23 protein-coding genes are annotated in these 26,362 nt (G+C 72.1%); 16 read left to right on the top strand and 7 right to left on the bottom strand.

Going from position 1 to position 26,362, the window contains the following annotated elements:
- Nucleotides 1–27 precede the first annotated feature (27 nt).
- The 10 genes from CLV70_RS18780 to CLV70_RS18735 all read left to right on the top strand — a co-directional run bounded on the left by CLV70_RS18780 (nt 28) and on the right by CLV70_RS18735 (nt 10,026).
- A complete protein-coding gene (locus CLV70_RS18780; protein WP_211303807.1) occupies nt 28–948 on the top strand; it encodes a YihY/virulence factor BrkB family protein in 921 nt (306 codons plus the stop codon).
- A 7-nt stretch (nt 949–955) separates the two neighbouring features.
- A complete protein-coding gene (locus CLV70_RS18775; RefSeq protein ID WP_106127819.1) occupies nt 956–1,363 on the top strand; it encodes a hypothetical protein in 408 nt (135 codons plus the stop codon).
- A gap of 100 nt (nt 1,364–1,463) precedes the next feature.
- A complete protein-coding gene (locus tag CLV70_RS18770) occupies nt 1,464–1,745 on the top strand; it encodes an SCO4848 family membrane protein (protein WP_106127818.1) in 282 nt (93 codons plus the stop codon).
- A 194-nt stretch (nt 1,746–1,939) separates the two neighbouring features.
- A complete protein-coding gene (locus CLV70_RS18765) occupies nt 1,940–3,034 on the top strand; it encodes a BMP family lipoprotein (protein ID WP_106127953.1) in 1,095 nt (364 codons plus the stop codon).
- A gap of 181 nt (nt 3,035–3,215) precedes the next feature.
- On the top strand, nt 3,216–4,718 hold the full coding sequence (locus CLV70_RS18760; protein WP_342750375.1) for an ABC transporter ATP-binding protein: 1,503 nt from the start codon (nt 3,216–3,218) through the stop codon (nt 4,716–4,718).
- Entirely contained in the window at nt 4,715–6,022 is a 1,308-nt protein-coding gene (locus CLV70_RS18755) for an ABC transporter permease (RefSeq protein ID WP_106127816.1), read from the top strand. The genes CLV70_RS18760 and CLV70_RS18755 overlap by 4 nt, the downstream gene beginning before the upstream one ends.
- Before the next feature lie 5 nt (nt 6,023–6,027).
- Entirely contained in the window at nt 6,028–7,296 is a 1,269-nt protein-coding gene (locus CLV70_RS18750) for an ABC transporter permease (protein ID WP_106127952.1), read from the top strand.
- A gap of 58 nt (nt 7,297–7,354) precedes the next feature.
- Nucleotides 7,355–8,068, top strand: coding sequence for a cytidine deaminase (locus CLV70_RS18745; protein ID WP_106127815.1), 714 nt, complete (start codon nt 7,355–7,357; stop codon nt 8,066–8,068).
- Complete coding sequence (locus CLV70_RS18740; RefSeq protein ID WP_106127814.1) at nt 8,065–9,342, top strand: thymidine phosphorylase; 1,278 nt, start codon at nt 8,065–8,067, stop codon at nt 9,340–9,342. Before CLV70_RS18745 ends, CLV70_RS18740 begins: the two co-directional genes overlap by 4 nt.
- Nucleotides 9,343–9,348: 6 nt before the next feature.
- Nucleotides 9,349–10,026, top strand: a complete 678-nt coding sequence (locus CLV70_RS18735; protein ID WP_106127813.1) for a DUF4272 domain-containing protein — start codon at nt 9,349–9,351, stop codon at nt 10,024–10,026.
- On the opposite strand, the gene CLV70_RS18730 is transcribed toward CLV70_RS18735, so the two are convergent.
- Nucleotides 10,023–10,826 carry a putative RNA methyltransferase gene (locus tag CLV70_RS18730; RefSeq protein ID WP_106127812.1) on the bottom strand — a complete coding sequence of 268 codons (804 nt, stop codon included), beginning with the start codon at nt 10,824–10,826 and terminating at the stop codon, nt 10,023–10,025. The two genes, CLV70_RS18735 and CLV70_RS18730, sit on opposite strands and share 4 nt — an antisense overlap.
- 26 nt (nt 10,827–10,852) lie before the next feature.
- Here CLV70_RS18730 and CLV70_RS18725 point away from each other — a divergent pair, with 26 nt between their 5' ends.
- The 5 genes from CLV70_RS18725 (at nt 10,853) to CLV70_RS18705 (ending at nt 17,497) form a co-directional block, all read left to right on the top strand.
- Complete coding sequence (locus CLV70_RS18725; protein ID WP_106127811.1) at nt 10,853–11,920, top strand: adenosine deaminase; 1,068 nt, start codon at nt 10,853–10,855, stop codon at nt 11,918–11,920.
- A gap of 448 nt (nt 11,921–12,368) precedes the next feature.
- Nucleotides 12,369–16,040: a sensor histidine kinase gene (locus CLV70_RS18720; RefSeq protein ID WP_106127810.1), complete on the top strand. Its 3,672-nt coding sequence runs from the start codon at nt 12,369–12,371 to the stop codon at nt 16,038–16,040.
- Nucleotides 16,037–16,441 (top strand): roadblock/LC7 domain-containing protein, encoded by a 405-nt coding sequence (locus CLV70_RS18715; RefSeq protein WP_014447580.1) that lies wholly within the window; start codon nt 16,037–16,039, stop codon nt 16,439–16,441. The genes CLV70_RS18720 and CLV70_RS18715 overlap by 4 nt, the downstream gene beginning before the upstream one ends.
- Nucleotides 16,442–16,533: 92 nt before the next feature.
- Nucleotides 16,534–16,908: a DUF742 domain-containing protein gene (locus CLV70_RS18710; protein WP_071807367.1), complete on the top strand. Its 375-nt coding sequence runs from the start codon at nt 16,534–16,536 to the stop codon at nt 16,906–16,908.
- A 1-nt stretch (nt 16,909) separates the two neighbouring features.
- Nucleotides 16,910–17,497, top strand: a complete 588-nt coding sequence (locus CLV70_RS18705; RefSeq protein ID WP_071807363.1) for a GTP-binding protein — start codon at nt 16,910–16,912, stop codon at nt 17,495–17,497.
- Nucleotides 17,498–18,362: 865 nt separating this feature from the next.
- On the opposite strand, the gene CLV70_RS18700 is transcribed toward CLV70_RS18705, so the two are convergent.
- From CLV70_RS18700 to deoC, 5 genes are all read right to left on the bottom strand, one after another.
- Nucleotides 18,363–20,669, bottom strand: coding sequence for a transposase (locus CLV70_RS18700; RefSeq protein WP_211303806.1), 2,307 nt, complete (start codon nt 20,667–20,669; stop codon nt 18,363–18,365).
- A gap of 76 nt (nt 20,670–20,745) precedes the next feature.
- Complete coding sequence (locus CLV70_RS18695) at nt 20,746–21,651, bottom strand: DNA primase (RefSeq protein ID WP_106127808.1); 906 nt, start codon at nt 21,649–21,651, stop codon at nt 20,746–20,748.
- A gap of 107 nt (nt 21,652–21,758) precedes the next feature.
- Nucleotides 21,759–22,532 (bottom strand): aldehyde dehydrogenase family protein, encoded by a 774-nt coding sequence (locus CLV70_RS18690; RefSeq protein WP_106127951.1) that lies wholly within the window; start codon nt 22,530–22,532, stop codon nt 21,759–21,761.
- 169 nt (nt 22,533–22,701) lie between these two features.
- Complete coding sequence (locus CLV70_RS18685) at nt 22,702–24,129, bottom strand: aldehyde dehydrogenase family protein (RefSeq protein WP_106127807.1); 1,428 nt, start codon at nt 24,127–24,129, stop codon at nt 22,702–22,704.
- A gap of 5 nt (nt 24,130–24,134) precedes the next feature.
- Nucleotides 24,135–25,085: a deoxyribose-phosphate aldolase gene (gene deoC / locus CLV70_RS18680; RefSeq protein ID WP_106127806.1), complete on the bottom strand. Its 951-nt coding sequence runs from the start codon at nt 25,083–25,085 to the stop codon at nt 24,135–24,137.
- Nucleotides 25,086–25,147: 62 nt separating this feature from the next.
- On the opposite strand from deoC, the gene upp reads away from it, so the two are divergent.
- Nucleotides 25,148–25,780: a uracil phosphoribosyltransferase gene (upp, locus tag CLV70_RS18675; protein WP_106127950.1), complete on the top strand. Its 633-nt coding sequence runs from the start codon at nt 25,148–25,150 to the stop codon at nt 25,778–25,780.
- A gap of 68 nt (nt 25,781–25,848) precedes the next feature.
- On the opposite strand, the gene CLV70_RS18670 is transcribed toward upp, so the two are convergent.
- Nucleotides 25,849–26,337 (bottom strand): NUDIX hydrolase, encoded by a 489-nt coding sequence (locus CLV70_RS18670; RefSeq protein ID WP_106127805.1) that lies wholly within the window; start codon nt 26,335–26,337, stop codon nt 25,849–25,851.
- Between the last annotated feature and the right edge of the window lie 25 nt (nt 26,338–26,362).

Genomic DNA, 26,362 nt, shown 5'->3' with positions numbered 1-26,362 from the left:
ATCTCGGCCGTTGGGTACGGTCTGCGCGTGAACGCCATCGACCGGGCGTACGCGGCGGTCGAAGCGCGGATCATGGCGCTGCGGCACCGCTCCCGCTACTTCGATCACCTGTGCCGCGCGGCGCTGCGCTACGACGAGGTTCTCGGCGGCCGGCTGGCGGCGGCGATCGCGTACTACGGCTTCTTCGCGGTCTTCGCGCTCGCCCTGATCGGCTACTCGATCTTCGGCTTCCTGATCAAGTCCAACGTGGCGCTCTTCGAGGTCGTCCAGCGCTTCCTCGAGGAGAACCTGCCGTTCCTCGACGTCGCCGCGATCCTCGCGAGCGGCAAGACGGTCGGCATCGTCGGCATCGTCGGCCTGATCTTCACCGGCATCGGCTGGGTGGAGGCGATCCGCTCCTCGCAGCGGCTGATCTGGCGGCTCAACGAGCAGCCCGGCTACATCGGCATCCGGCAGGCCGTCGACCTGCTCGTGCTCGTCGGCATCCTGCTGCTGCTCATCGTCTCGGTCGGCGCGGTCTACGGGCTGGAGTCGCTGCTGGAGTGGCTCGCCGACGGGCGGCTCGGCCCGGTGCGGTCGGTCGTCAGCGTGGTGCTCACCATCGCCATCAACATGCTGCTGGCGGCGGCGCTGCTGGCCGCCGTGCCGCGGCTGCGGATGACCGCGCGGCGGATGGCCCCGCCCGTCCTCCAGGTCGGCATCGGCATCTACCTGCTCAACACCGTCGGCAAGTCGCTGGTCGGCGTCATCCAGCGCAATCCCGCGTACGGCCTGGTGGCCAGCGCCGTCGGCATCCTGGTCTACCTGTACGTCTTCAACCAGCTGCTGCTGTTCGGGGCAGCGTGGGCGGCGACCAGCCCGCACGGGCGCGTCGTCGACCTCTCCGCGGACGATAAAACCGCCCCCGTGGGGCAAAATACCTGGATTCGCCACCAGGGGCCGCGATGATGGGCCGGTGGGCACTCTCGTGACGCTGCACCTGCCGCCGGGTTCGCCCGTGGCCGACCTGCCGTGGATCATCACCATCGGCGCCCTCGACGACGAGGAGGAGTGGGAGCCGCTGGTCTGCGGCCCGTACGAGCGACCGCACGCGCTGGCGCTCGCCCAGGCGGTCGTCGCCGACGAGGAGCTGATGGCGGTGGTCGAGCCGCTGCTGCCGCTCGCCGACGCGGACGCCATCCGGGCCGAGGTCGCGCTGGCCAAGTCGGGCGCCGGCCACGACGCCACCACCGACGACCTCACGGCCGAGACCTTCGACCGGGACGAGCCGCGCCGCACCACCCCGGGCCGGCCACCGACCCGCGCGGAGGTCCGGGCCGGCTTCGCCCGGATCGCCGCGAAGCTGACCTCGGCGGACCAGTAGCCCGCGCGGCCCGGGGGTGTCCGCGGGCCGGCGCCGGACGGCTGAGGGCGGCCGAGGGGCGGTCCGATCGGGCCGTCCTCGCCGCGCGCATACTGGGCCCGTGGTGCTCTCCCGCAAGTGGTCCGCGTTCCTCGTCGGGGTCGGCGTCTGGACCTGGCTCATCTGGCCGCGGTTCGGCGTGGCGATCTGGAAGGACGACCGGGCCTTCGCCGACGGCGCGCCGACGTCCTTCCTCTGGGTGCACGCGCTGTTGATCACGGCCTCGCTGGCCATCGGCACGGTGGTCGGCGTGCTCGGGATCCGCGCCTGGCGGGCCGCGGGACCGAGGGCATCGATCGCCGAAGATTCGATGGCGACAAGGGCGGGATCGCCGAAAGATTAACGGCCGGTAACGCGAGGAACGGGCAAATCCCTACCTACGCCGCCTGAAGGCGCGTTCACCTCCGCCCGCGGTCGCGTCCAGGTAACGGTGCGCCAACAGTACGGGCGGAATTCCCGCCGTTGCCGTGGCCTGCGGCTACGCTCCCGACCTGAGACGCACCGCGCAGTGTCGGTGCGCTGTGGAAGGAGGGCGTGTTGCGCCCAGTACGTGGGAAGCGAATCGTTGCGATTCTCGCGGCCGGTGGGCTGACGCTCGCCGCCGCGGCCTGTGGCGACGCCCCTGACGAGACCCCCAGCGGTTCCGGCGCCAGCGCCGCCGCGACATACAAGGCCTGCATGGTCACCGACACCGGTGGCATCGACGACCGCTCGTTCAACGCCTCCGCGTGGGCCGGCCTCCAGGCCGCCAAGGAGGCCCAGAGCAACGTCGAGCCGAAGTACGCGCCGTCGTCCGCCGAGGCCGACTACGAGCCCAACCTGCGGGCGTACGTGACGCAGAAGTGCAACTTCGTCCTCGCGGTCGGCGGCCTGATGGGCGACGCCACCAAGAAGGTCGCGGCGGAGAACACCAAGCAGCAGTTCGGCATCGTGGACAGCAGCGTCCAGGGCGCGACGAACGTGTACCCGATGCAGTTCGCCACCGACGAGGCCGCCTTCCTCGCCGGCTACCTGGCCGCGGGCTACAGCAAGTCCGGCAAGGTGGCGACGTACGGCGGCCTGAAGATCCCGCCGGTCACCGTCTTCATGGACGGCTTCGCCGACGGCGTCGCGCACTACAACAAGACCAAGGGCAAGAACGTCGCCGTGCTCGGCTGGGACAAGGCCAAGCAGAACGGCACGTTCGCGGAGAACTTCGGCGACCAGAACAAGGGCAAGACGATCACCAACACGTTCGTCTCGCAGGGCGCCGACGTGGTCATGCCGGTCGCCGGCGGCACCGGTCTGGGCACCGCCGACGTCGCCAAGGCCTCCAACGGCAAGGTCTCGGTCATCTGGGTCGACCAGGACGGCTGCAAGAGCGCGGAGCAGTACTGCGACGTCTTCCTGACCACGGTCGTGAAGAACATCAAGGACGCGGTGAAGCAGGCCGTGGCCGACGGCGCCGCGGGCAAGCCCCTCAACGCCACCCCGGGCTACCTGGGCACGCTGGAGAACGACGGCGTCTCGCTGGCGCCGTACAACAAGTTCGACAGCAAGGTCGACTCCGGCCTCAAGGGCGAGATCGACAAGCTGAAGCAGGACATCATCGCGGGCACGGTCAAGGTCGAGTCGGCCAACGCGCCGAAGTGACCCCACGCTGAATCCGGCGATTCCGGCCGCCGCGCAGGCCACGGGGGCAAAACCCGTGGCCTGCGCGGCGGCTCTGCTCGCGCTGTTATAACGTCCCTCGCGTTGTGCACCAGTCCCTCGTCTGCAGGAGATTCCGCTGAGACTCGAGCTGCGCGGCATCACCAAGCGCTTCGGCGACCTGGTGGCCAACGATCACATCGACCTGACCGTCGAGCCCGGCGAGGTCCACGCCCTGCTCGGCGAGAACGGTGCCGGCAAGTCCACCCTGATGAACCAGCTCTACGGCCTGCTCCAGCCGGACGAGGGCGAGATCGTCGTGGACGGGCAGGTGCGGACCTTCCGCAGCCCCCGCGACGCCATCGCCGCCGGCATCGGCATGGTCCACCAGCACTTCATGCTCGTGCCCGTCTTCACCGTCGCGGAGAACATCGCGCTCGGCGCGGAGAAGGTCCGGGCCGGCTTCCTCGACCGCCGCCGCGCCCGCCGCGAGGTGCTCGAGGTCTCCGAGCGGTACGGCCTCCCGGTCGACCCCGACGCGCTGATCGAGAACCTGCCCGTCGGCGCCCAGCAGCGCGTGGAGATCATCAAGGCCCTGACCCGCGACGTCGACCTGCTCATCCTGGACGAGCCGACCGCGGTGCTGACCCCGCAGGAGACCGAGGAACTGCTCGGCGTCATGCGCGGGCTCTCCGACGCCGGCAAGTCGATCGTCTTCATCACCCACAAGCTCAAAGAGGTCAAGGCCATCGCCGACCGGATCACGGTCATCCGGCGGGGCCGTACCGTCGCCACCGCCTCGCCCGACACCGCCGAGGAGGAGCTGGCCGCGCTCATGGTCGGCCGCGCGGTGAGCCTGGAGGTCGACAAGGCGCCGGCCGAGCCGGGCCGCGAGGTGCTCACCGTCTCCGGCCTCATGGTCGACGACGACCGTGGCGTCCGCGCCGTCGACAACGTCGACCTGACCGTGCACGCGGGCGAGGTGCTCGGCATCGCGGGCGTGCAGGGCAACGGGCAGACCGAGCTCGTCGAGGCGATCATGGGTCTGCGCCGCCCGGCGGCCGGGTCGATCAGGGTCGACAACGAGGACCTGACCGGCATGAGCACCAAGCAGATCCTGCGCTCCGGAATCGGGTACGTGCCCGAGGACCGCAGCCTCGACGGCGTGGTCAAGGAGTTCACCGTCGCCGAGAACCTGGTGCTCGACCAGTACGACCGGCCGCCGTACGGCAACGCCTTCCAGCTCGACCCCGGCGCGGTCGCCGCCTCGGCGCGCGAGCGGGTCGAGCAGTTCGACATCCGTACGTCGTCCCCGGACGCCACCGTGAGCACCCTCTCCGGCGGCAACCAGCAGAAGGTGGTGGTGGCCCGGGAGCTGTCCCGGCCGCTGCGGTTGTTCGTCGCGGCGCAGCCGACCCGCGGCGTGGACGTCGGCTCGATCGAGTTCATCCACCGCCGGATCATCCACGAGCGCGAGGTCGGCACGGCGGTGCTCGTGGTCTCCAGCGAGCTGGACGAGGTCGTCGGGCTCGCCGACCGGATCGCGGTGATGTACCGCGGCCGGATCCTCGCGATCGTCCCGCCGGACACCCCGCGCGAGGAACTGGGCCTGCTGATGGCCGGCATCACGGAGTCGCGGCCCGGAGCGGGCGCCACCGAGCCGGCGACCGAGGAGGGTACGAAGTGACAACCGACGGACCGGTCGGCGCGCCGCAGAAGGAGGCCGACGAGACGGCCGCCGAGACCGCGCCCGCCGAGAAGCCCGAGGAGCGCGGCGAGGACTCCTTCCTGAGCCACTTCCTCCAGAACCTGTGGGCCGCCAACACGGTGACGGTCACGGTGCTGTCGGTCGTCCTCGCCCTGGTCATCGGCGCGGTCCTGATCATCGTCTCGGACCCGGCGGTGCTCAAGACGTTCGAGTACCTCACCGCCCGGCCCAGCGACGCGCTGACCGCGAGCTGGGACCTGGTCAGCACCGCGTACGGCGACCTGTTCAAGGGCGCGATCGTCGACCCGGCCACCGTCACCGCCTGGGCGAACGGCACCGGCGGGTGGCGCCCGGTGTTCGCACCGATCTCCGAGACGCTCACGTACGCGGCGCCGCTCGTCTTCACCGGCCTCTCCGTGGCGCTGGCGTTCCGCGGCGGCCTGTTCAACATCGGCGGCCAGGGCCAGGCGGTGGTCGGCACGATCACCGCCGCGATGGCCGGCTTCCTGCTGCCGCTGCCGCCGGTCATCCACCTGATCGCGGCGCTGCTGGCCGGCCTGCTCGGCGGCGCGCTGTGGGGCTTCGTGCCGGGCATCCTCAAGGCCCGGACCGGCGCCCACGAGGTGATCGTGACGATCATGCTGAACTACACGGCCAACCTCTTCCTGAGCTGGCTGATCCTGCAGAAGGGCATCCAGCAGCCCGGCCGCAGCGACGCGATCAGCAAGACCGTGGACTCCTCCGCGCAGCTGCCGTCGTTCGGCGGGGAGGTACGCGCCAACCTCGGCATCATCCTCGCCGTGCTGGCCACCGCCGGGGTCGCGTGGCTGCTCAACCGCTCCGCCTTCGGCTTCGAGCTGCGGGCCGTCGGCCACAACCCGGCGGCGTCGCGGACCGCGGGCATCAGCGTGGCCAGGACGTACACGATGCTCATGGTCGTGGCCGGCGGCCTCGCCGGGCTCGGCGGCGCCACCCAGGTCCTCGGCACCGCGCACGCGCTGACCACCCAGGTGGCCGGCAACATCGGCTTCGACGGCCTGCTGGTCGCGCTGCTCGGGCGCAACCGGCCGTGGGGCACGCTGCTCGCGGCGATCCTCTTCGGTGCGCTGCGCGCCGGCGGTAACCGCATGCAGTCGTTCTCCGGCATCTCCCTGGAACTGGTGACGGTCCTCCAGGCACTGATCGTCATCTTCATCGCCGCCCCGGCGCTGGTGAAGGCGACCTTCCACCTCCGCGCCGCCCGCTCCGCGCGGCTCGGTGCCTCCATGGCGAAGGGCTGGTGACCGGCGTGTCGACGGCGACAGCGGAACAGAGCGCCCCGACCGCGGCGCCCGTACGGTTCTGGGACCGGCAGCGGCGCCTCGGCGTCGGCCTCGTCCTGATCGGCCTGGTGGCGACGATCCTGTTCGGTGCCCTGGCCGCCGCCGAGACGGCCCGCTTCACGCTCAGCGAGGACGCCGAGGGCGCCGCGCTCTCCATCAACGGTCAGCTCGGCGCGATCCTGTTCGGCGTCGTGGCGCTCGCCGCCGGCGGGCTGCTGCTGGCCGGGCTGCTGCGGGCGTACCAGACGCTGGTGCTCAGCCTCGGCATCCTCGCGTTCGTGCTGTCCTTCCTCTGCTGGCAGGTCGCGGGCAAGTTCCTGCCGCTGGTGGACACCGCCAGCGGCACGCTCGAGCTGGCCGTACCCCTGATCCTGGGTGCCCTCGCCGGCGTCCTGGGCGAGCGGTCCGGCGTGGTCAACGTGGCCATCGAGGGCCAGTTCCTGATGGGCGCCTTCGGCGCCGCGCTGGTCGGCACGATGGCCACCAGCGTGTGGGCCGGCGTGATCAGCGCGGCGGTGGGCGGCGTGCTGATCGCGGCGATCCTGGCCGTGCTCGCCATCCGTTACCTGGTCGACCAGGTCGTCGTCGGCATCGTGCTCAACCTGCTGGCACTGGGCGTGACCGGCTTCCTCTACGAGCGGCTCATGCAGCCCGACGCGCAGGCGTACAACCAGCCGCCGAAGATGCCCGAGTGGCGCATCCCGGGGCTGGCCGACATCCCGGTCGTCGGGCCGGTGCTGTTCCACACCAACGGGCTGGTCTGGCTCGCGCTGATCCTCGTCTTCGTCGTGCACTTCGGGCTGACCCGGACCCGGTGGGGGCTGCGGACCCGGGCGGTCGGCGAGCACCCGACCGCGGCGGACACGGTCGGCGTCCGGGTGCGCGGGCTGCGCTACCTGAACGTGCTGCTCGGCGGCGTGATCGCGGGCGCGGGCGGGGCGTACTTCACGCTGGTGGCGACCGGCAGCTTCAACAAGAACATGACCTCCGGCGCCGGGTTCATCGCGCTGGCGGCGCTGATCTTCGGCCGGTGGACGCCGTTCGGCGCGCTGGGGGCGGCGCTGTTCTTCGGCTTCGCGCAGAAGCTCGCCACGTACCTGAGCGCGGTCGGCAGCCCGGTGCCGAGCCAGTTCCTGAACATGCTGCCGTACCTCGCGACGATCGTGGCCGTGGCCGGCCTGGTGGGACGGGTGCGGGCGCCCGCCGCGGACGGGCAGCCGTACATCAAGAGCTGATCGTCCGTTCGCCGGGAGCCGGTCCGGGCCGGAACGGTGGTGGGGCAGAATCGGCGGCATGGAGATCGACTGGGGGTCGCTGCGAGCCGCGGCCATCGAGGCCATGCGGCACGCGTACGCGCCCTACTCCGACTTCCCGGTCGGCGTCGCCGGGCTGGTGAACGACGGCCGGGTGGTGGTCGGCTGCAACGTCGAGAACGCGTCGTACGGCGTCACCCTGTGCGCGGAGTGCGGGCTGGTCAGCTCGCTGCACGCGACCGGCGGCGGCCGGCTGGTCGCGGTCTCCTGCGTCGACGCCACCGGTCAGCCGTGCATGCCGTGCGGACGGTGCCGTCAGCTGCTCTACGAGCACGGCGGGCCGGAATGCCTGGTGGAGGCGCTGCCCCGGCCACTGACGGTGGCCGAGCTGCTGCCGCACGCGTTCGGGCCGATGGACCTCGAGAAGGTGACCGGGGCGGCGGCGGTCCTGGAGGTGCCGACCCAGCTCGCCCGCTGGCGGGGCCGCGGCACCGTCTTCCTGCACCCGGATCTCTCGGGCGGCGAGCAGGTCTGGACCGGATACTGGGAACGCTCCGGGGGCAGCCCCGAGGAGACCGACGCGGACAAGGGCATCCTCGAGGAGGGGCCCCTCTTCCCGACCGCCGCCGCGGCGGTGACCTGGGGACGCACCCGTACGTCCCGGGTCGTCGTGGTGGACGCGGACGGCAAGCTCTCCTGGGCCGGGGAGGGCGAACCGCCGGAAGGCATCGGCACGAGGTGGGAGCAGGCATGAGCGAGTTCGCGGCCGTCGACGTCATCCGGGCGAAGCGGGACGGGCACACGCTGTCCGACGCGCAGATCGACTGGGTGCTGGACGCGTACACGAAGGGGGTCGTCGCCGACGAGCAGATGTCCGCCCTCGCGATGGCGATCCTGCTGCGCGGCATGACGCCCGGCGAGATCGCGCGCTGGACCGCCGCGATGATCGCCAGCGGGGAGCGGCTGGACCTGTCCGCGGTGACCCGCCCGACGGTGGACAAGCACTCCACCGGCGGCGTCGGCGACAAGATCACCCTGCCGCTCACCCCGCTCGTCGCCGCCTGCGGCGCCGCCGTGCCGCAGCTCTCCGGCCGCGGCCTCGGCCACACCGGCGGCACCCTGGACAAGCTGGAGTCCATCCCCGGCTGGCGGGCCCGGCTCGGCAACGACGAGTTCGTCAGCCAGCTCCGGGACGTCGGCGCGGTCATCTGCGCCGCCGGCGAGGGACTCGCCCCCGCCGACCGCAAGCTGTACGCCCTGCGCGACGTCACCGGCACCGTCGAGGCCATCCCGCTGATCGCCAGCTCGATCATGAGCAAGAAGATCGCCGAGGGAACCGGCGCGCTGGTCCTCGACGTCAAGGTCGGCACCGGCGCGTTCATGAAGGACCTGGCCGCCGCCCGCGAGCTGGCGAGCACCATGGTCGAGCTGGGCAAGGCGCACGGCGTGAACACGGTCGCGCTGCTCACCGACATGAACACCCCGCTCGGCCGTACGGTCGGCAACGCCGTCGAGGTCGAGGAGTCGCTGGAGGTCCTGGCCGGCGGCGGCCCGGCCGACGTGGTCGAGCTGACCCTGGCGCTGGCCCGGGAGATGCTCGCCGCGGCCGGTATCGACGCCGACCCGGCCCGGGTGCTCGCGTCCGGCGCCGCGATGGACTCGTGGAAGGCGATGATCCGCGCCCAGGGCGGCGACCCGGACGCGCCGCTGCCCACCGCCCGCGAGACCGAGGTGCTGCGGGCCGCGGAGGACGGCGTGGTCGAGGCGGTGGACGCGCTCGAGATCGGGCTGGCCGCCTGGCGGCTCGGTGCCGGCCGGGCCCGCAAGGAGGATCCGGTCAGCTTCGGCGCCGGCGTCGTGCTCAAGGTGCGGCCCGGTGATTCCGTACGCGCCGGGGACGTGCTGCTCGAGCTGCGTACCGATGACCCCGGCCGGATCCCCGCCGCGCGCGACACCGCGGCGGGAGCGATCCGGATCGGGGAGTCCGCGCCCACCCATGGGCGATTGCTGATCGACCGCATAGCCTGAGCCGTCATGAAGGCCGCCCCCGATCCCCGAGCGGTACGCGAGGCCAGCCTGGACGAGCTCGAACGGCTCGCCCTGCCGCTGCCGCCTCCGTCGTTCCCGCTTGTCTGGGAGCCGGGCGACCGGGTGGAGCTGCGGGCCACCGCCGAGCTGGAGGCCCGCGCGGCGGTGCTGCACGTGGTCGTGGCCCGGTGCTTCGGCATGCCCACCGAGGCCGCCATGAGCTGGCTGCTCAACTCCAAGCTGGTGGACTTCGTCACACCGCCGGAGTGGCAGTTCGTGGCCGGTGCCCGGGGCGACCACCGCTCGTTCGTGCTGCACCACGACGCGGTGTTCGCGCTGGCGTGGCTGCTCGGGCTGAGCCGGCACCTCGACCCGACCGCGCCGCCGGAGGACCGGCTGATGCGGCAGATGCCGGACCTGCCCGGCAACGAGCTCTTCAACGCCTGGCGGTCCCGGTCGCTGGTGGCGCCGCGGGACGCGATCGAGGCCGCCGTGCTGCTCGACCTCTACTACTGCCTCGACTGGGCGTTCCAGGAGGCGGAGAAGAACGGCGTACGGCTGCCCGGCGAGGTGGACAGCAACGCGATCGGGCAGCGCCGGTGGGCGCTGGAGTGGGCGGTGCTCTTCTCCGGCCCCTTCCACGAGGACCCGCCCGAGTGGGAGGAAGTGGACCTCTCGGTCTAGCCCGGCCGGTGGACCGCCACCTCGACGGCGGCGGTGACCCGGTGCTCGCCGTCGGCGCGGGGGACCAGGTGGCGGGCGCTCGGCGTCATCCCGATCAGGGTGCGGGTCTCCTCGGCGGTCAGCCGCAGCGTGCGGCGCACGGTCGTCACCGACACCGGCGAGAACCCCGGACCCAGGGCGCCGGCGACCCGGTCACCCTTGTCCGGATCCACCCTGAGCAGCCCGTACGCCTCGACGAGCTCGGTCAGGTGGTCCGGCGCGGGCGTGACCACCACCAGCACGCCGTCCGGGCGCAGGACGCGGTGGAACTCCGGCCCGTTGCGGGGCGCGAAGACGTTCAGGATCGTGCGCGCCGAGCCGTCGGCCACCGGCAGCGGGCGCCACAGATCGGCGAGGGCGGCCCCGGCGCGGGGGTGGGCCCGGGCCGCGCGGCGCAGGGCCGGCTTGGAGACGTCGAGGCCGAGGCCCACGGCCCGCGGATGGGCGTCGAGGACGGCGGCGAGGTAGCGGGCGGTGCCCGTACCGGCGTCGAGGACCAGGCCGTCGCCGGGCCGGGCGGCCGCCGCCAGCGCCTCGGCGATGAAGTCGTAGTGACCCGCCGCGAGGAAGGCCTCCCGGTCCTCGATCATCGCGGCGGTGTCACCCGGATGGACCGAACGTCCCGCCGTGAGGTTCACATATCCCTGCCGGGCGATGTCGAAGGAGTGCCCGAGGGCGCACCGGAGTGCCTGTTCACCGGCCCGGGCGAGTGTTCCGGCGCACACCGGGCACCGCAGGTACGGCAATGCTCCGTCGATCATCCGTTGCTTCCCTCTAGCATCTGCTGATGGCTGCCATCTCCCACGCCGACATCGTGAACGCCCCGAAGGCCCTCCTCCACGACCACCTCGACGGCGGGTTGCGTCCCGCGACGGTCGTCGAGCTGGCCGAGGCCGTCGGGCACGAGCTGCCGGAGACCGACCCGGCGCGGCTGGGGGAGTGGTTCGTCGCCGCGGCCGACTCCGGGTCGCTGGAACGCTACCTGGAGACGTTCGCGCACACGGTGGCGGTGATGCAGACCGAGGAAGGGCTGCGCCGGGTCGCCCGGGAGTGCGCGCTGGACCTGGCCGCCGACGGCGTCGTGTACGCCGAGATCCGCTACGCGCCCGAGCAGCACCTGGAGCGCGGGCTCAGCCTCGACCAGGTGGTCGACGCGGTGCACGCCGGCTTCGAGGAGGGGTGCGCCGAGGCGGCGGCGGCCGGCAAGCGGATCCGGATCGGCACGCTGCTGACCGCCATGCGGCATGCCGCCCGCTCGCAGGAGATCGCCGAGCTGGCCGTGCGCTACCGCGACGCCGGCGTGGTGGGCTTCGACATCGCCGGTGCCGAGGCCGGCTTCCCGCCCACCCGGCACCTGGACGCGTTCGAGTACCTCCAGCGGGAGAATTTCCACTTCACGATCCACGCGGGCGAGGCGTTCGGGCTGCCGTCGATCTGGCAGGCGATCCAGTGGTGCGGCGCGGACCGGCTCGGGCACGGCGTGCGCATCGTCGACGACATCACCGGCGGGAGCCTGGGGCGGCTGGCGTCGTACGTCCGCGACAAGCGCATCCCGCTGGAGCTGTGCCCGTCCTCCAACGTGCAGACCGGCGCCGCCGACTCCATCGCCGAGCACCCCATCGGGCTGCTGCACGACCTCCGCTTCCGGGTCACGGTCAACACCGACAACCGGCTCATGAGCGGCACGTCGATGTCGCGCGAGATGGCGTTGCTGGCCGAGGCGTTCGGCTGGGGCTGGAGTGAGCTGCAGTGGCTCACGATCAACGCGATGAAGAGCGCGTTCATCCCGTACGACGAGCGGCTGGCCATCATCACCGATGTGATCAAGCCGGCGTACGCGAAGTTGCTGGCGTGAAGTCCGCTTTTAACCGGCATGGGCGACACGGGCGTACTTTCGTCGCGTGAAACTGCCGATTCGGCGAGGTGGGTCGGCCGTTCGGCCAGATTGCTGTCTACAAACACTGCACAATCCGGCATCTTGCCTTGCCGTACGGTCTCGTGCGAGCAATCGTCTGTGCTGCCGCGATCGAAGGTGGATCGGGGCGGGTCGGCGCAAGCGAGCCCCCCGGCGCGCCGACCGGATCAAGTGACAGTGAGAGAAGTACCCCTATACGAGCAGTGATGGCTGGCCGGTGTTGTCGCCGTCTTCGGACGCGACTTCGCATCACACAAACGGTCCGGGTCAGGCTGCTCTTTCTCTTTGACACTCGTCGTGATGGAATCTCGGGGGCCCGACCCGGTGAGTCGGCCGTGTGCGGTGCCCGGTGATCCGAAGGCCGGGTCCGAATCAGGAGGACGGTGACGTGAGCAAGCGCCCCAAGACGGCGAACGGCGTCATGTCGCGTCTCCGCCGACCGGCCGGTCGGCTGCGGGATCTCCCGATCTGGTCCAAGCTCGGGCTGATCATGCTCGTGCCCACCCTGGCGACGCTCATCGTCGGCACCCAGGGCCTCATGGACCACATCAAAGAGGCGAGCAACGCCGAGCGCGCACGCACGTTGTCCGTGCTGTCGCAGACCGCCGGTGAGCTCGTCGACCACCTGCAGAACGAACGCGCCTTCGGTGTGATGATCGCGACGACGAAGGCGAACACGCCCGACCGGGCCGCCGCGGTGAAGTCGTACACCGGCGAGCACGCGAAGGTGGACGCGGCCAAGCTGCCCTACTCGCAGCAGGAAGCCGCGCTGGACGACGTGCCGTACCAGGTCAACACCCTGCTCGTGCGGCTCGACCGGAACCTCAAGGAGCTCCCGTCCTACCGGAGCCAGACGACGAACAACCAGTTCGACGCCGACGAGGTCGAGACCAACTACAGCAACCTCATCGAGGACCTGCTGAACGTGCGTGACGCCTCCGCGCAGCTGGCGCAGGACGTCGGCCTGAGCAACCGGCTCCGCGTGGTCGCCGGCGTCGCCCGGGCCAAGGACTACGTGTCCCGCCAGCGCGACGTCGGCCACGAGGTCCTCGGCGTCGGCGACTTCAAGCCCGACCTGCGGCGCGAGTTCCTGCTCACCGAGACCGGCTTCACGATCTCGGACGCGGCCGTCCGGCAGGTCGCCTCCAACGAGGACAAGGCGCTGATCGACCGGGTCATCCAGGGACCCGCCGAGCGCGCCGCCACGAACCTCACCGGCCCGCTGCAGAACCTCGCCACCAACCGGTCCACCCAGATCCCGTTCAACCGGGCGCAGTGGGAGACCGCGATGGTCGGCTACAACGGCCTCTTCCGCGACGTGGAGAACAAGCTCGACTCGGAGATCGTGACCCAGGCCACGGACATCCGCGACACGGTGCAGCGACGGGTCTTCATCGAGACCAGCGTCCTGCTCGGCCTGCTCCTGCTCGCCATCGTGTTCGCGTGGCTGGTCGCCCGGTCGATGGCCCGATCGCTGCGGGAGCTGCGGCAGGGCGCCCTGAACGTGGCCCAGTTCGGCCTGCCCCAGGCGGTCGAGCGGCTGCGGGACCCGGCGCTGACCGGCTCGCTGACCCCGGCCCAGGTCGCCGACCAGGTCGCCGAGCCGCTGCCGGTGCGCAGCCGGGACGAGTTCGGGCAGGTGACCGAGGCGTTCAACGCGGTCCACCTGGAAGCCGTGCGTACGGCGGCCGAGCAGGCCGCGCTCCGCTCCTCCGTCGCGACGATGTTCGTCAACCTCGCCCGCCGCTCGCAGATCCTGGTCGACCGGCTCATCGGTCACCTGGACCGCCTCGAGCGCGGCGAGGAGGACCCGGACCGCCTGGCCGAGCTCTTCCAGCTCGACCACCTGGCCACCCGAATGCGCCGCAACGACGAGAACCTCCTGGTCCTCGCCGGCGCGGACTCCACCCGGGTGCAGCGCGAGCCCGCCGCCCTGATCGACGTGCTCCGCGCCGCGCAGTCCGAGGTCGAGCACTACACGCGCATCGAGTTCGGCATGATCGACCGGGACATCGAGGTGGCCGCGCACGCGGTCAACGACATGGTCCACCTGGTCGCCGAGCTGTTCGACAACGCGACCGCCTTCTCCCCGCCGAACTCCAACATCGTGGTCGAGGCCCGGCGCCTCGGCGACGGTGCGGTGCTGTCCGTCGAGGACCGCGGCATCGGCATCAGCCGCGAGCAGCTGCGTGAGCTGAACGAGCGGCTGGCCAACCCGCCGATGGTGGACGTGGCGGTCTCCCGGATGATGGGCCTCGTCGTGGTCGCCCGCCTGGCCAACAGGCACGGCGTCAAGGTCGAGCTGCGTCCCGCGGACACCGAGCGGGGCACCGTCGCCGACGTCGGCCTGCCGATCGGCGTGCTCACCTCGCCGCAGTCGGCCGGTCGGCTCCCGGCCAGTGCCTCGGGTGGCTACCCGGGCGCCGAGCAGCCCTCCCGCCCCGCGTTCGCCGAGCCGCCGCTGGCGCTCGAGAGCGGCAACGGGCGCGGCGGCTACCCCGGCGGCCGTCCGTTCGACCCGAACCCGCCGATGCCCTCGGGCGGCATGCTCGGTACGGGCGCCGGCCGGTCCGCACCGGCCTGGTCCGACCTGACCGGTGCGCCCACCAACGGCTTCGAGCCGTCGAACGGCTTCGGTGGCGGCAACGGAAACGGCTTCGGCGGCGGTAACGGCTTCGGTGGCGGCGGTGGCAACGGCTACGGCGCCTCCAACGGCTTCGCCAACGGTGGTGGCGGCGGCGCCAACGGCTTCCACGGCCCGCGCAGCAACGAGCCCATCCCGCCGATCCCGCAGCGTAGCCCGAACGGCTTCGCGGGCGACGACGGCCTGCCGCACCGCCGCAACGGCGAGGGACAGCGCCCCGAGGACACCGGTTCCTTCGGGCACACCATCCCGCGTCAGCTGCCGCCGAGCCCCGAGACGCAGGGCCGGCCGCCGATGGTGCCGCCCGTGTCGGCGCCCCCGGTGCCGCCCGTCTCCGCGCCGCCCGTGCCGTCCGCCCCGCCGTACGGTGGTGGCCGCCCGGTGTCGTCGCCGCCCGTGTCCGGCTCGCCGGCCTCGGCGCCGCCGCACACCAACCGGCCGCACTCGGCCCCGCCGGCCGCCAACCCGCCGGCCTGGCCGCCGGTGTCGGCGGATCGCGAGCAGGCCACCCCGCACGTGCCGGAGAGCCTGTCCGCGGCCCTGGACCTGACCGCCGAGATCCCGCGATATCGCGGGGAGCGCAACGGCACCGGACCGCAGCCGCAGGTGGCCCGCCCGACCAACCCGCAGAACGCGACGCCGCGGAGCGAGGCCGAGCGGTCCGCCGCTGCCGCCGCCGCGGCGCACGAGGCGGCCACCCAGCAGGCCGCGGCCGCCCAGGCGACCGCCGCCGCGCAGATCGCCGCCGCGCAGGCCGCTGCCCGTCAGCGGGCCGCGGGCGACGGCCAGTCGCAGTTCGCGGACGAGACGATGGAGCTGCCGATCTTCCGGGAGCTCGAGTCGGCGTGGTTCACCACCGCGCGGCCCAGCGAGCCCCGGACGACGGAGCCCAAGCCGGCCTCGGCCGACGCCAACGGCGACGTGGTCACCACGCAGCGCTTCTCGACCGGTGAACCCGCCCGCTCGGCCGCCGTGCCGCAGCAGGCACCGCCGCCGGAAGTCCGCACCCCCGACCGCGACCCGGCACCCGTCGGCGCCCCGGCCACGGTGGGTGCACCGGCCGCCGGCGGCGCGGCCACCACGAACGGCACCAGCGTCAACGGCGGTCCGGTCGGCCCCTGGCAGACCGCGGCCGACGAGGGCTGGCAGGCTGCCCGCAAGGCGGCCGAGGCGCCGGTGGAGACCACGACGACGGCCGGTCTGCCGCGTCGTACTCCGATGGCGCAGCTCGTCCCGGGTGGTGTCGACCGGGCCGAGACCTCTGTTCAACGCCGCACACCCGAGGCGGTCCGTGGGCTACTGTCCGCGTATCACCGAGGCGTGCAGCGGGGCCGTACGAAGGAACAATCGACCAACCCGGAGGAGACTCCGGGAGGGCAGCAGTCCTCGCAGGCTGGCAAGGAGCATGGAGCATGACAAGTACGCAGGATCTGGGTTGGCTTCTCGCCAACTTTGCCGACCGCGTTCCCGGGGTGGCGCACGCGATCGCGGTCTCCGCCGACGGTCTGCTGCTCGCGGCCTCGCGGGACCTTCCCCGGGACCGTGCCGACCAGCTGGCGGCCATCGCCTCCGGCCTGGTCAGCCTGACCCAGGGCGCCGCGCGATGCTTCGAGGGCGGTGCGGTGCTCCAGACGGTCGTCGAGATGGACAACGGATTCCTCTTCCTGATGTCGATCTCGGACGGCTCCTCCTTCGCCGTGCTCGCGGCTCGCAGCTGCGACGTCGGCCAGGTGGGATACGAGATGGCGCTGCTGGTCGACCGCGTGGGTGAGGCTCTGACGCCGGCTCCGCGCTCGGCGGCCGGAGTGCTCGGCTGAACGGATGGCCGACCGGATCCGTCCGGTATCTGTCCAAAACCTTGACAACACGAGACACTTCTATGGGCCGAGGGATGGGGTGAGCGGTGACGATGCCCGAACGCGATGAGCCGACCGGAGCACTGGTCAGACCGTACGCCGTGACCCGTGGCCGAACCCGGCCCAAGCTCGAGATCGCGCTGGAAGCGCTCGTCGAGACCACCGTCCGCGGCCGTTCCACCGGTACGGGCCGGGGCGGGAGCGAACACCAGTACATCGCGGCGATGTGCGATGGCGGCAGAGTCCAGTCGCTGGCCGAGATCGCCGCACGCATGCAACTGCCGCTCGGGGTGGCCCGAGTGATCGTCGCCGACATGGCCCACGACGGCCTGGTGGCGGTCTACGAGCCGACATCGCTGGAGGATGAGACCGATGCGGTGGGTACGGAACTGCTGGAAAGGGTGCTGAGTGGACTTCGCAGGCTCTGACATGGCGCGCCGGCCGACCGCCGGACGTGTGACATCGGCGAAGATTGTGATCGCCGGTGGATTCGGCGTCGGTAAAACGACGTTGGTGGGGTCGGTCTCGGAGATCACCCCGCTGACCACTGAGGCGATCATGACCTCCGCCGGTGTGGGCGTCGACGACAACCGGCAGGTGCCGGGGAAGACGACGACCACCGTGGCGATGGACTTCGGCCGCATCAGCATCGACCGCGACCTGATCTTGTATCTGTTCGGCACGCCGGGCCAGACGCGTTTCTGGTTCATGTGGGACGAGCTGGTACGGGGCGCCATCGGTGCGGTGGTCATGGTGGACACGCGTCGGCTCGCCGACTGCTTCGCCGCCATCGACTTCTTCGAGCACAGGCGGCTGCCGTACCTGGTGGCCATAAACTGCTTCGACGGCATGCAGTACCACAACGCCCAGGACGTTCGCGACGCGCTCGCGATCTCCAGCGACGTCCCCGTGGTCAGCTGCGACGCGCGAAACCGCGAGTCGACGAAGAACGTCCTGATCTCGCTCGTCGAGTACGTGCTCACCATGCGCCGTTCGCGCGCGGTAGCACCCGCCTGACAGCCGGTCGAAAGTCCCGCTCTGCCCGCCAGAGCGGGACTTTTGCATGCCCAGAACCCCGCCAAGTCGCTCTCCGGGGAAGTCCCGCCCGGCCGGTCCCTGCTTGGCCTGGCAGTCCCCACTTGGCCTGGCGGGTCCGGGTCGGCCAGTCTGGTCCTTGCTGGGCCCGCCCCGGTCCCCGCTGGGCGCGGCGGGTCCGGCTCGGGCCGGAGGTCCCGCTCGGCGTTCCCCCGCCGTCCCGGCCGGTTCCTCGCCGTCCGGCTCGCGTCGACATTGGGCATGACTGACCGGCGCGCGGGTCCGGGTCATCGCTGTCTGTCTCATCCGGTCACTGGCCGTCGGCCGCTGCCGGGTCTGCCTGACGGTCCGATACGACTCAGGCGTGGACGGTCCGTTGCGGACAGGCGTCGTTGCGACGGCTGAGACGGTCGCTGAGCGCCGAAACGACCGCGAATGCCGCCGAGTCCAGGCCTTGGGGTACAGGACTTCTCAGCGCCGCTCAGCGCCGACCGTAAGTCCGTGACGGCCTGGTTGTAGAACCGGGCAGCGTCGCGCGGTCCGCACGCAACCCAGACTCATCACCGCACCCAGCCGCCGTTGCTCCAGCGGAGCCGGCGCCCTGGAGCTCGCAGAGCGGGACCACCGGGCGGACCGGGCGGACGCGGCTGTACCGGACGGACCGAGGACTCGGCGGGGCCAGGGGGACCAGGGGACCCGGCGGACCGGAGGGCCCCGGACTGACACGGCGGATATGGGCGGAACCGACGGACCGTGCGGACACGAACGGAACCGACGGGCCGTGCGGACGCGGCGGACCCGGGCGGGCCGAGGGCTCGGCGGACCCGGGCGGATCGGCGGTGGGCGGTTAGCGGCTGGGGTAGCCCGCGTTGCGATAGTCCTCGGATTCCTGGCCGTCGCGGCTGAAGTCCCAGCCGCCTGCTGCTTCGCGGCCCGGGCGGCCGCCGATGGCGTAGCCGCCGATTTCTTGGCCTCGGCGCCAGCCTCGGAAGTAGCCGGTGGTGTGGGCTGCGATGCTGGCCGCGTCGCGGACGATGCGGAGGGGGCGTTCCTCGCGGAGGGGGGAGCCGGGGACGAGGTTGGCCTGGGGGACGCGCTTGGGCAGGCCCGCGGACGTTTCCGTGGTGATGGAGGGGGCCGCTGCCTTCTCCGCCGCGCGCCAGCCCGTGTCCATCGGGCTGGTCCAGTCCATCTCGGCGGGCGAGACCGACTCGTCGTGGCCGGTGAACCAGGCGGAGCGGGCCGCCGCGAAGATCAGGAGGTCGCCGTCGCCCTCGGCCGGGACCGGGGGTGTGGTGCTGCGGTCCAGGGCGGTCAGGGTCGGCGCCGTGCGGCGGGCGGTGACGCGGCCGGAGCGGTTGCCGCGGTCGTCCACCAGGCGCAGCGGCGGGGGCTCGGAGGCCGGCGGGGCCGGTTCGAGGCCGCCGAGGCCAGATTCGACGAGGCGCAGGGCCGGCGGCTCCTTGGGCATGTCCTGCCACGGCGGCTTGACCCGGCCGTCGGTGGGCGGGCTGCTCACCGCGGCGGCGGGCGGGATCGTGGGCGGCGCGGCGTCGTCGCTGGTGTTGAGCAGCGGCCAGTTGGCGCGGGAGCCGGGCTCCGGCGTCTCGGCGGACGTGCGCTGGATGGGCATCGGCAGCGAGTAGTCCGTGGCGCCGTTGGAGGCGGGCGTGCGGCTGCTCGGCGGGATGACCGTGCGTTGGCGTTCGGCGCGGGCGTTGCTCATGGCCGCGTTGGTCAGGGTGGGGCGGAACGGCTGACCGGCGTCGGCGGGCGGCACCGAGGACGGGCGCGAGCCCGGCGTGATCGGCGTCATGCCCGGCGGGGGCGGCGGCACGGAGACCGGGCGGCTGGCCGGTCCGGGGTTCGGGGTACGCGTCGGCAGGCTCGCGGCCGGCGCGACGGGCGGCGGCGTCACCGGGCGCGGAGCCAGCGGCGGCGGCATGATCGGGTCGGGTGCGACCGGCGGGGTGGTCAGCGGGCGCGGCGTCACCGGGCCGTTGCCCGCGGCGGCCGGTTCGGGCCGGGTGCGCCGGCCCAGCCGGGTGCCGGTGTCACCGGGACGACCGAGCCGGGTGCCGGTGTCACCGGGACGACCGAGCCGGGTGCCGGTGTCACCGGGACGCATCGGGGAGCCGGGCCGCGTCGGGGAGCCGGAACGCGCCGCGGAGTCCTGACGTGTCGCAGAATCCGGACGCGTCGGGGAGGCGGGGGTGTTCTCCGGCTCGGCGGCGCGGCGGGAACCCGCCTGACGGCGGCCGGGGGCGCCGGCCTGCTGACTGACCCGGGCGGCAAGGGTGCCGACCAGGGCCTCGCAGGCGGAGTCGCAGGAGCGCACCGCGGCCACGGCGTGACGCACGGTGTCGGCCGCGGCCGGGGCGAGGGCCTTGTTGACGCCGCCGCGGCGGGGCGATTCGCTGATGGCCACCAGCAGCGCGGTGACGGCGGAGACGACCTGGTCCTCGGTGCCGGCGCCGGCGCGGGTCAGCTCGGCGGCGACCTCCTCGGCGACCTGCTGGGAGTCCCTTCCCCGGCCGCTGAGGCGGCCGGGCTCGGGGAGCGCGTCCAGCACGGCGAGGGCCAGCGGGTGAGCGGGGTCCGGATACGCCCGCAGCGCCGCCGGATACAGCTCGCGCAGCACCTCGCGCAGGGCGATCGAGGCGGAGTAGCGGCCGTTGAGCATGGCGACGTGCGCGGCGAGCACCGGCTTGTAGCTGACCAGCTCGCGGGGCGCCGGGAGGGCGACGGCGGTGATGGCTCCGGCCTGGAGCGCCCGGGCGAGGCCGGCGGCGCGGCGGGCGGCCGGCGGCGCGGCGATCTCGTCCGGCGACTCGTCGTCGGCGAACCGCTCGGCGAAGTCGTCGGTGGAGTCGTCGTCGGCGACCACGAGCGGACGGCCGGCGGCGGTCAGCAGCGATGTGACCATGTGGTCGTCGCTGTCGGCGGCCACCGCGGCCTCGGCGAAGCCGCTGGTCCGCTCGACGAGCAGCATCCCGAGCTGGGCGTAGCCGGCCGGGTCGTCGCTGATCTCATGGACTCCGAGCAGCCGCCCCGCGTCGTCGACCACGGCGATGGTCAGTGCCGATCCGGCCGGAGCCGTTCGCACCGTCTCATCAGCCGACGCCAGACCGCAGTACACGCGCACGAGCGCCACGGCGTCGTCCTCCTCCCCGGGTGAGGGTTGTTCGCGACCTGTCTTCGGCCAAGGACTGATGGTCCCTGGTGAGGGGTCAGTCGCGCCAGTCCACAGCGGCAGAGATCTTGCCGATTACCGAGCGCCACCCCAGACTCGCCTGCTGAGCGCCGATTTTACGGAGCTTGCGACGACCGAAGAAACCGCCCATTCCGCCACTTTCCGCGGACCGCAGGGACTCGTCCAGGTCGTCGAGCGGCGAACCCGGCGCCAGTGCCAGGATCACGGACTTGAGCCGCAACGCGTGGCCCAGGTCGCGGGCCACCTCGCCGGCGGCGATGAGCAGCGGCAGATCCCATGTGTCGTGGCCGCCCCGCAGGTTCTCCACCACCAGGTCGAGTTCGTAGCGGTCCTCCGGGAGCGGGTCTACGTCGGACGACTGTACCCGCTCGGCCAAAACGGCCCAGGTGTCCAATTGTGCGAGGTCGTGCGGAGCACCCGATTGAATGAAGGAGACCAGCGACTCGGGGGTCTTGAAGGCCAGCAGTTTGCCGCGGTTGCTCAGGAAGACGGGCACCTCCTCGTCCTCCTCCTGCTCCGCGGCCTCCTCCGCCTTGTCGTCCTTGAAGTCCTCGGGGTCGGGCTCGTCGACGATCTCGCCGTCCTCGTTGCGCAGCACGCCGCCCGATTTGCGGTCCTTCGGGTCGGCTTCGCCCTCGGCGACCAGCGCGGCGAACTCGTCGTCGACGATCACTTCCTCGTCGGCGGCGGCCCGCGCGGCGGCCGCGCGCTCGCGCGCCTCGAACGGGTCGTCCTCGTCCGTCTCGATCTCGGTGGGGGTGAGCTCCGAGGCCTTCCGGTACGCCCGCAGCGTCAGCGCCACCCCACCGGGCATGGCGATCTCCACCGGCGAGACGCGGACCTCGTCCCAGAGCTCACGGCCGCTGAGGCCGTCCCTGGCCGACGAGGTTTCTGCGGCCTCTTCGGGCGACTGGCTGGCCACGCTGACCTCCGGGTTGGTTCTCGCAAGCTGTTCGGACGGGGTGAGTCAGGGCACACCTTAGTGGTCGCACCTGGACGCGGGCCGACCGCGTCCCGGCTCGCCGCGGCTCAGAAGCCCTTCGGGTGCCAGACGGTCTTGGTCTCCAGCAGGGATGTCATGGGCGTCAGGCCCGGATCCGCGGTGAAGTCCGGGTCGCCGGCCGGGCGTACGACCCGCTTGAGGCTGCCGGCGGCGGTGCGCTCGAGGTCGGCGGCGAGCGCCGGGTCGGTGACGCCGGTCAGGTCGAGCGCGTTGACGTCGTCGTGGGACGCGAGCCAGGGCGCGGTCTCCGCGGGGTGCCCGGTGAGGATGTTCACCACGCCGCCCGGCATGTCCGAGGTCGCCAGCACCTCGGCGAGGATGATCGCCGCCTGCGGGGCCGGCGCGAGCACCACCACGGTGTTGCCGGTGACGATCGCCGGGGCGATGACGCTGACCAGGCCCAGGAAGGACGCCGGGGCGACGACGCCGACGACGCCCGTGGGCTCGGGCGCGGAGATGTTGAAGAACGGGCCGGCGACCGGGTTGGCGCCGCCGTGCACCTGGGCGATCTTGTCGGCCCAGCCGGCGTACCAGACCCAGCGGTCGACGGCGGCGTCCACCTCGGCGGCGGGGACGCCGCAGGCCACGAACTCGGCGTGCCGGGCCTCGAGCATCTCGGCGACCCGGTAGAGCACCTGGCCGCGGTTGTACGCGGTGGCGCCGGCCCACTTGGGCTGGGCCTTGCGGGCCGCGACGACGGCGTCCCGCGCGTCCTTGCGGGAGGCGAGCGCCGCGTTGTCGCCGTCCACGAGATAGGTCCGTCCCGATTCGCTGCGGGGGAAGGCCCCGCCGATGAACAGCTTGTAGGTCTTGCGTACGGCGAGCCGGCCGGGCGGGCCGGGCGGGGTGACGGGCGCGACGGCGGGAACTCCGGCGGTGGTGCCCGCCCGGACCGCCGACGACCGCCGGACGGCGACGGCCTTGCCGGCCGACGTGGGGGCGCTCTTGCGGGAGCGGGAAGAAGAGGACTCAGGCAAGGTACGCCTCCAGGCCGTGCCGGCCGCCCTCACGGCCGTATCCGGACTCCTTGTAGCCGCCGAAGGGCGACGTGGGATCGAACTTGTTGAACGTGTTGGCCCAGACGACACCGGCGCGCAGCTTGTCGGCGACCGCCAGGATCCGCGAGCCCTTCTCGGACCAGACACCGGCCGACAGCCCGTACGGGGTGTTGTTGGCCTTCTCGATCGCCTCGGCGGGGGTGCGGAAGGTGAGCACCGACAGCACCGGGCCGAAGATCTCCTCGCGGGCGATCCGGTGTGCCTGGGTGACCCCGGTGAAGATCGTCGGGGCGAACCAGAAGCCCTGCGCGGGCAGCGTGCACGGCGGCGACCAGCGCTCGGCGCCCTCCTCGGCGCCGATGTCGGAGAGCGTACGGATGCGCTCCAGCTGCTCCGCCGAGTTGATCGCGCCGACGTCGGTGTTCTTGTCCAGCGGGTCGCCCACGCGCAGGGTGGCCATCCGGCGCTTGAGCGATTCCAGCACCTCGTCGTAGACCGACTCCTGGATGAGCAGCCGGGAGCCCGCGCAGCACACGTGCCCCTGGTTGAAGAAGATGCCGTTGACGATCCCCTCGACGGCCTGGTCGATCGGGGCGTCGTCGAAGACGATGTTGGCCGCCTTGCCACCGAGCTCCAGCGTCAGCCGCTTGCGGGTGCCGGCCACCGACCGGGCGATCTGCCGGCCGACCTCGGTCGATCCGGTGAACGCCACCTTGTCGACGCCGGGGTGTTCGACCAGCGTGCGGCCGGTCTCGCCGGCGCCGGTGACGATGTTGACCACGCCGGGCGGCAGGTCGGCCTGGCGGCAGACGTCGGCGAAGAACAGCGCCGACAGCGGGGTGGTCTCGGCCGGCTTGAGCACGACCGTGTTGCCGGTGGCCAGCGCCGGGGCGATCTTCCACGCGAGCATCAGCAGCGGGAAGTTCCACGGGATCACCTGTGCGGCGACGCCCAGCGGCCGTGGGTCGGCGCCGAAGCCGGCGTACCGGAGCTTGTCGGCCCAGCCCGCGTAGTAGAAGAAGTGGGCGGCGACCAGCGGGAGGTCGATGTCGCGGGACTCGCGGATCGGCTTGCCGTTGTCGAGCGACTCGAGCACCGCCAGCTCGCGGGAGCGCTCCTGGATGATGCGGGCGATGCGGAACAGGTACTTGGCGCGTTCCGCACCGGGCAGGGCCGACCAGGGCCCGGCGGCGCGCCGGGCGGCCGTGACCGCGCGGTCGACGTCTTCCGGGCCGGCCGTGGAGACCTCGGCGAGGACCTCCTCGGTGGCCGGGTTGACGGTCTTGAAGACCCCGCCGGACGAGGCCGGGGGGACGAACTCACCGTCGATGAAGAGCCCGTACGAGGGTGCGATGTCGACGACCGAGCGGGACTCGGGCGCGGGAGCGTATTCGAACATCCCCATCAATCCAGCGTGAAGTAGTCGGGGCCGGCGTAGTGGCCGGTCGTCAGCTTGGTGCGCTGCATGAGCAGGTCGTTGAGCAGCGACGACGCCCCGAAGCGGAACCAGTCGGGGTCGAGCCAGTCGTCGCCGACCGTCTCGTTGATCAGCACCAGGTATTTGATCGCGTCCTTGGTGGTGCGGATGCCGCCGGCCGGCTTGACCCCGACCTGGCGGCCGGTGCGGGCCCGGAAGTCGCGGACCGCCTCCAGCATGACCAGCGTCACCGGCAGCGTGGCCGCGACCGGCACCTTGCCGGTGGACGTCTTGATGAAGTCGGCGCCGGCCAGCATCGCCAGCCACGAGGCCCGCCGGACGTTGTCGTACGTCTCCAGCTCGCCCGTCTCCAGGATGACCTTGAGGTGGGCCGAGCCGCACGCCTCCTTGACCGCGACGATCTCCTCGTACACGTGGTCGTAGCGACCGGCGAGGAAGGCGCCCCGGCTGATCACCATGTCGATCTCGTCGGCGCCGGCGGCGACGGCGTCGCGGGTGTCGGCGAGCTTGACGTCGAGCGGCGCCTGGCCGGAGGGGAACGCCGTCGCCACGCTGGCCAGGTGGACGCCGGTGCCGCGGAGCACCTCGGCGGCGACCGGGACCATCGCGGGGTAGACGCACACCGCGGCCACCGGGGGGCAGGTGGGGTCGGCGGGGTCGGGGCGCAGCGCCTTGGCGGAGAGCGCGCGGACCTTGCCCGGGGTGTCGGCGCCCTCGAGCGTGGTCAGGTCGACCATCCGGATGGCGAGGTCGATGGCGGCCGCCTTGGCGCTGGTCTTCACCGACCGGGTGCCGAGCGCCGCCGCCCGTGCCTCGACCCCGACCTTGTCGACCCCGGGCAGTCCGTGCAGGAAAGACCGGAGGTTGAAGGCGGAACCGGACAGGTCGGGCAGCCTCGACGTCGTCGTCGCAGTCATGAGAGGGATTCTACGCGGCCCACCAGCAGTTGATCTTGGACAACCCCGGTAGGTTGATCGGCGTGGACGTACTTGTCGTTGATCATCCGCTGGCTCAGACCCGACTCACCGTCATGCGCGACGCGAGGACGGACTCCGGCGTGTTCCGCGCCGCCCTGCACGAGCTCACCACCATGGTCGTGTACGAGGCCGCACGCGCCTTCGCCGTGGAGCAGTTCCCGATCGAGACCCCGGTCGCGCCGACCCAGGGCACCCGGCTGGCGAACCCGCCGCTGATCGTCCCCGTCCTGCGGGCCGGCCTGGGCATGGCGGACTCGGCGCTGGCGCTGCTGCCCGAGTCGTCGATGGGCTTCGTCGGCCTGGCCCGCGACGAGGACACGTACGAGCCGCGGGCGTACATGGAGTCGCTGCCCGGCGACCTCTCCGGCCTGCCGGTGCTGGTCCTGGACCCGATGCTGGCGACCGGCGGCTCGCTCGTGCACTGCTGCCGGCTGCTGGTCGACCGCGGCTGCACGGACGTCACCGTCTGCTGCGTCCTCGCCGCGCCGGAGGGCATCCAGCGGCTGAAGGACTCGGGTCTCCCGTTGCGCCTGGTGACCGCCTCGATCGACGAGGGGCTGAACGAGAAGATGTACATCGTCCCGGGCCTCGGCGACGCCGGCGACCGTCAGTTCGGCGGCATGCCCCGCTTCTGACGTTGCGCGCGCTCAGTCCGTGGTGAAGGACCGAACGCGCTCAGCCCGTGGTCAAGGACCGAGCGCGCTCAGCCCGTGGTGAAGGACCAGGACTGGGCGCGGCCGTCGCGGAAGGGCATCACGCCGTGGAAGGGCCGGGGCTTCTCGGCGAACACGAGCGGGAGGAAGTGGCGGTCCGACTCCCACATGGGGACCCGGCCCGCGAGGAGGTCGGCCTTGGGCACCCAGTGCAGGCTGCCCTCGTCGTTGCCGGAGAACGGGGTGCCGGTCCATTCGGGGATGCGGAAGAGGAAGCCGAACCAGTTCTCGCCATTGCGGCCGAAACCGGGCCACGAGATCGTCCCCGCGAGATCCACGGAAATGCATTCGAGGCCGGCTTCCTCGCGAATCTCCCTGCGTATGCCCGAGGTCACATCCTCGTGACCCTCCAGCTTGCCCCCGAGGCCGTTGTAATAGCCAAAATGGAGGTCGTCCGGCCGCTTGTCGCGCCGGATCATCAAGATCCGATCACCGTCCGGGTCGGCCACGTAGCCCAGGGTCGCCAGGATGAATTGCACGGCGCTACCCTAACGGTGCGGATTG

The organism is Pseudosporangium ferrugineum (genome assembly GCF_003002065.1).
In the GTDB taxonomy this organism is placed as follows: Bacteria; Actinomycetota; Actinomycetes; order Mycobacteriales; family Micromonosporaceae; genus Actinoplanes; species Actinoplanes ferrugineus_A.
The sequence above is the reverse complement of the archived record's forward strand: the minus strand, read 5'-3'. Positions and strand labels throughout refer to the sequence as shown.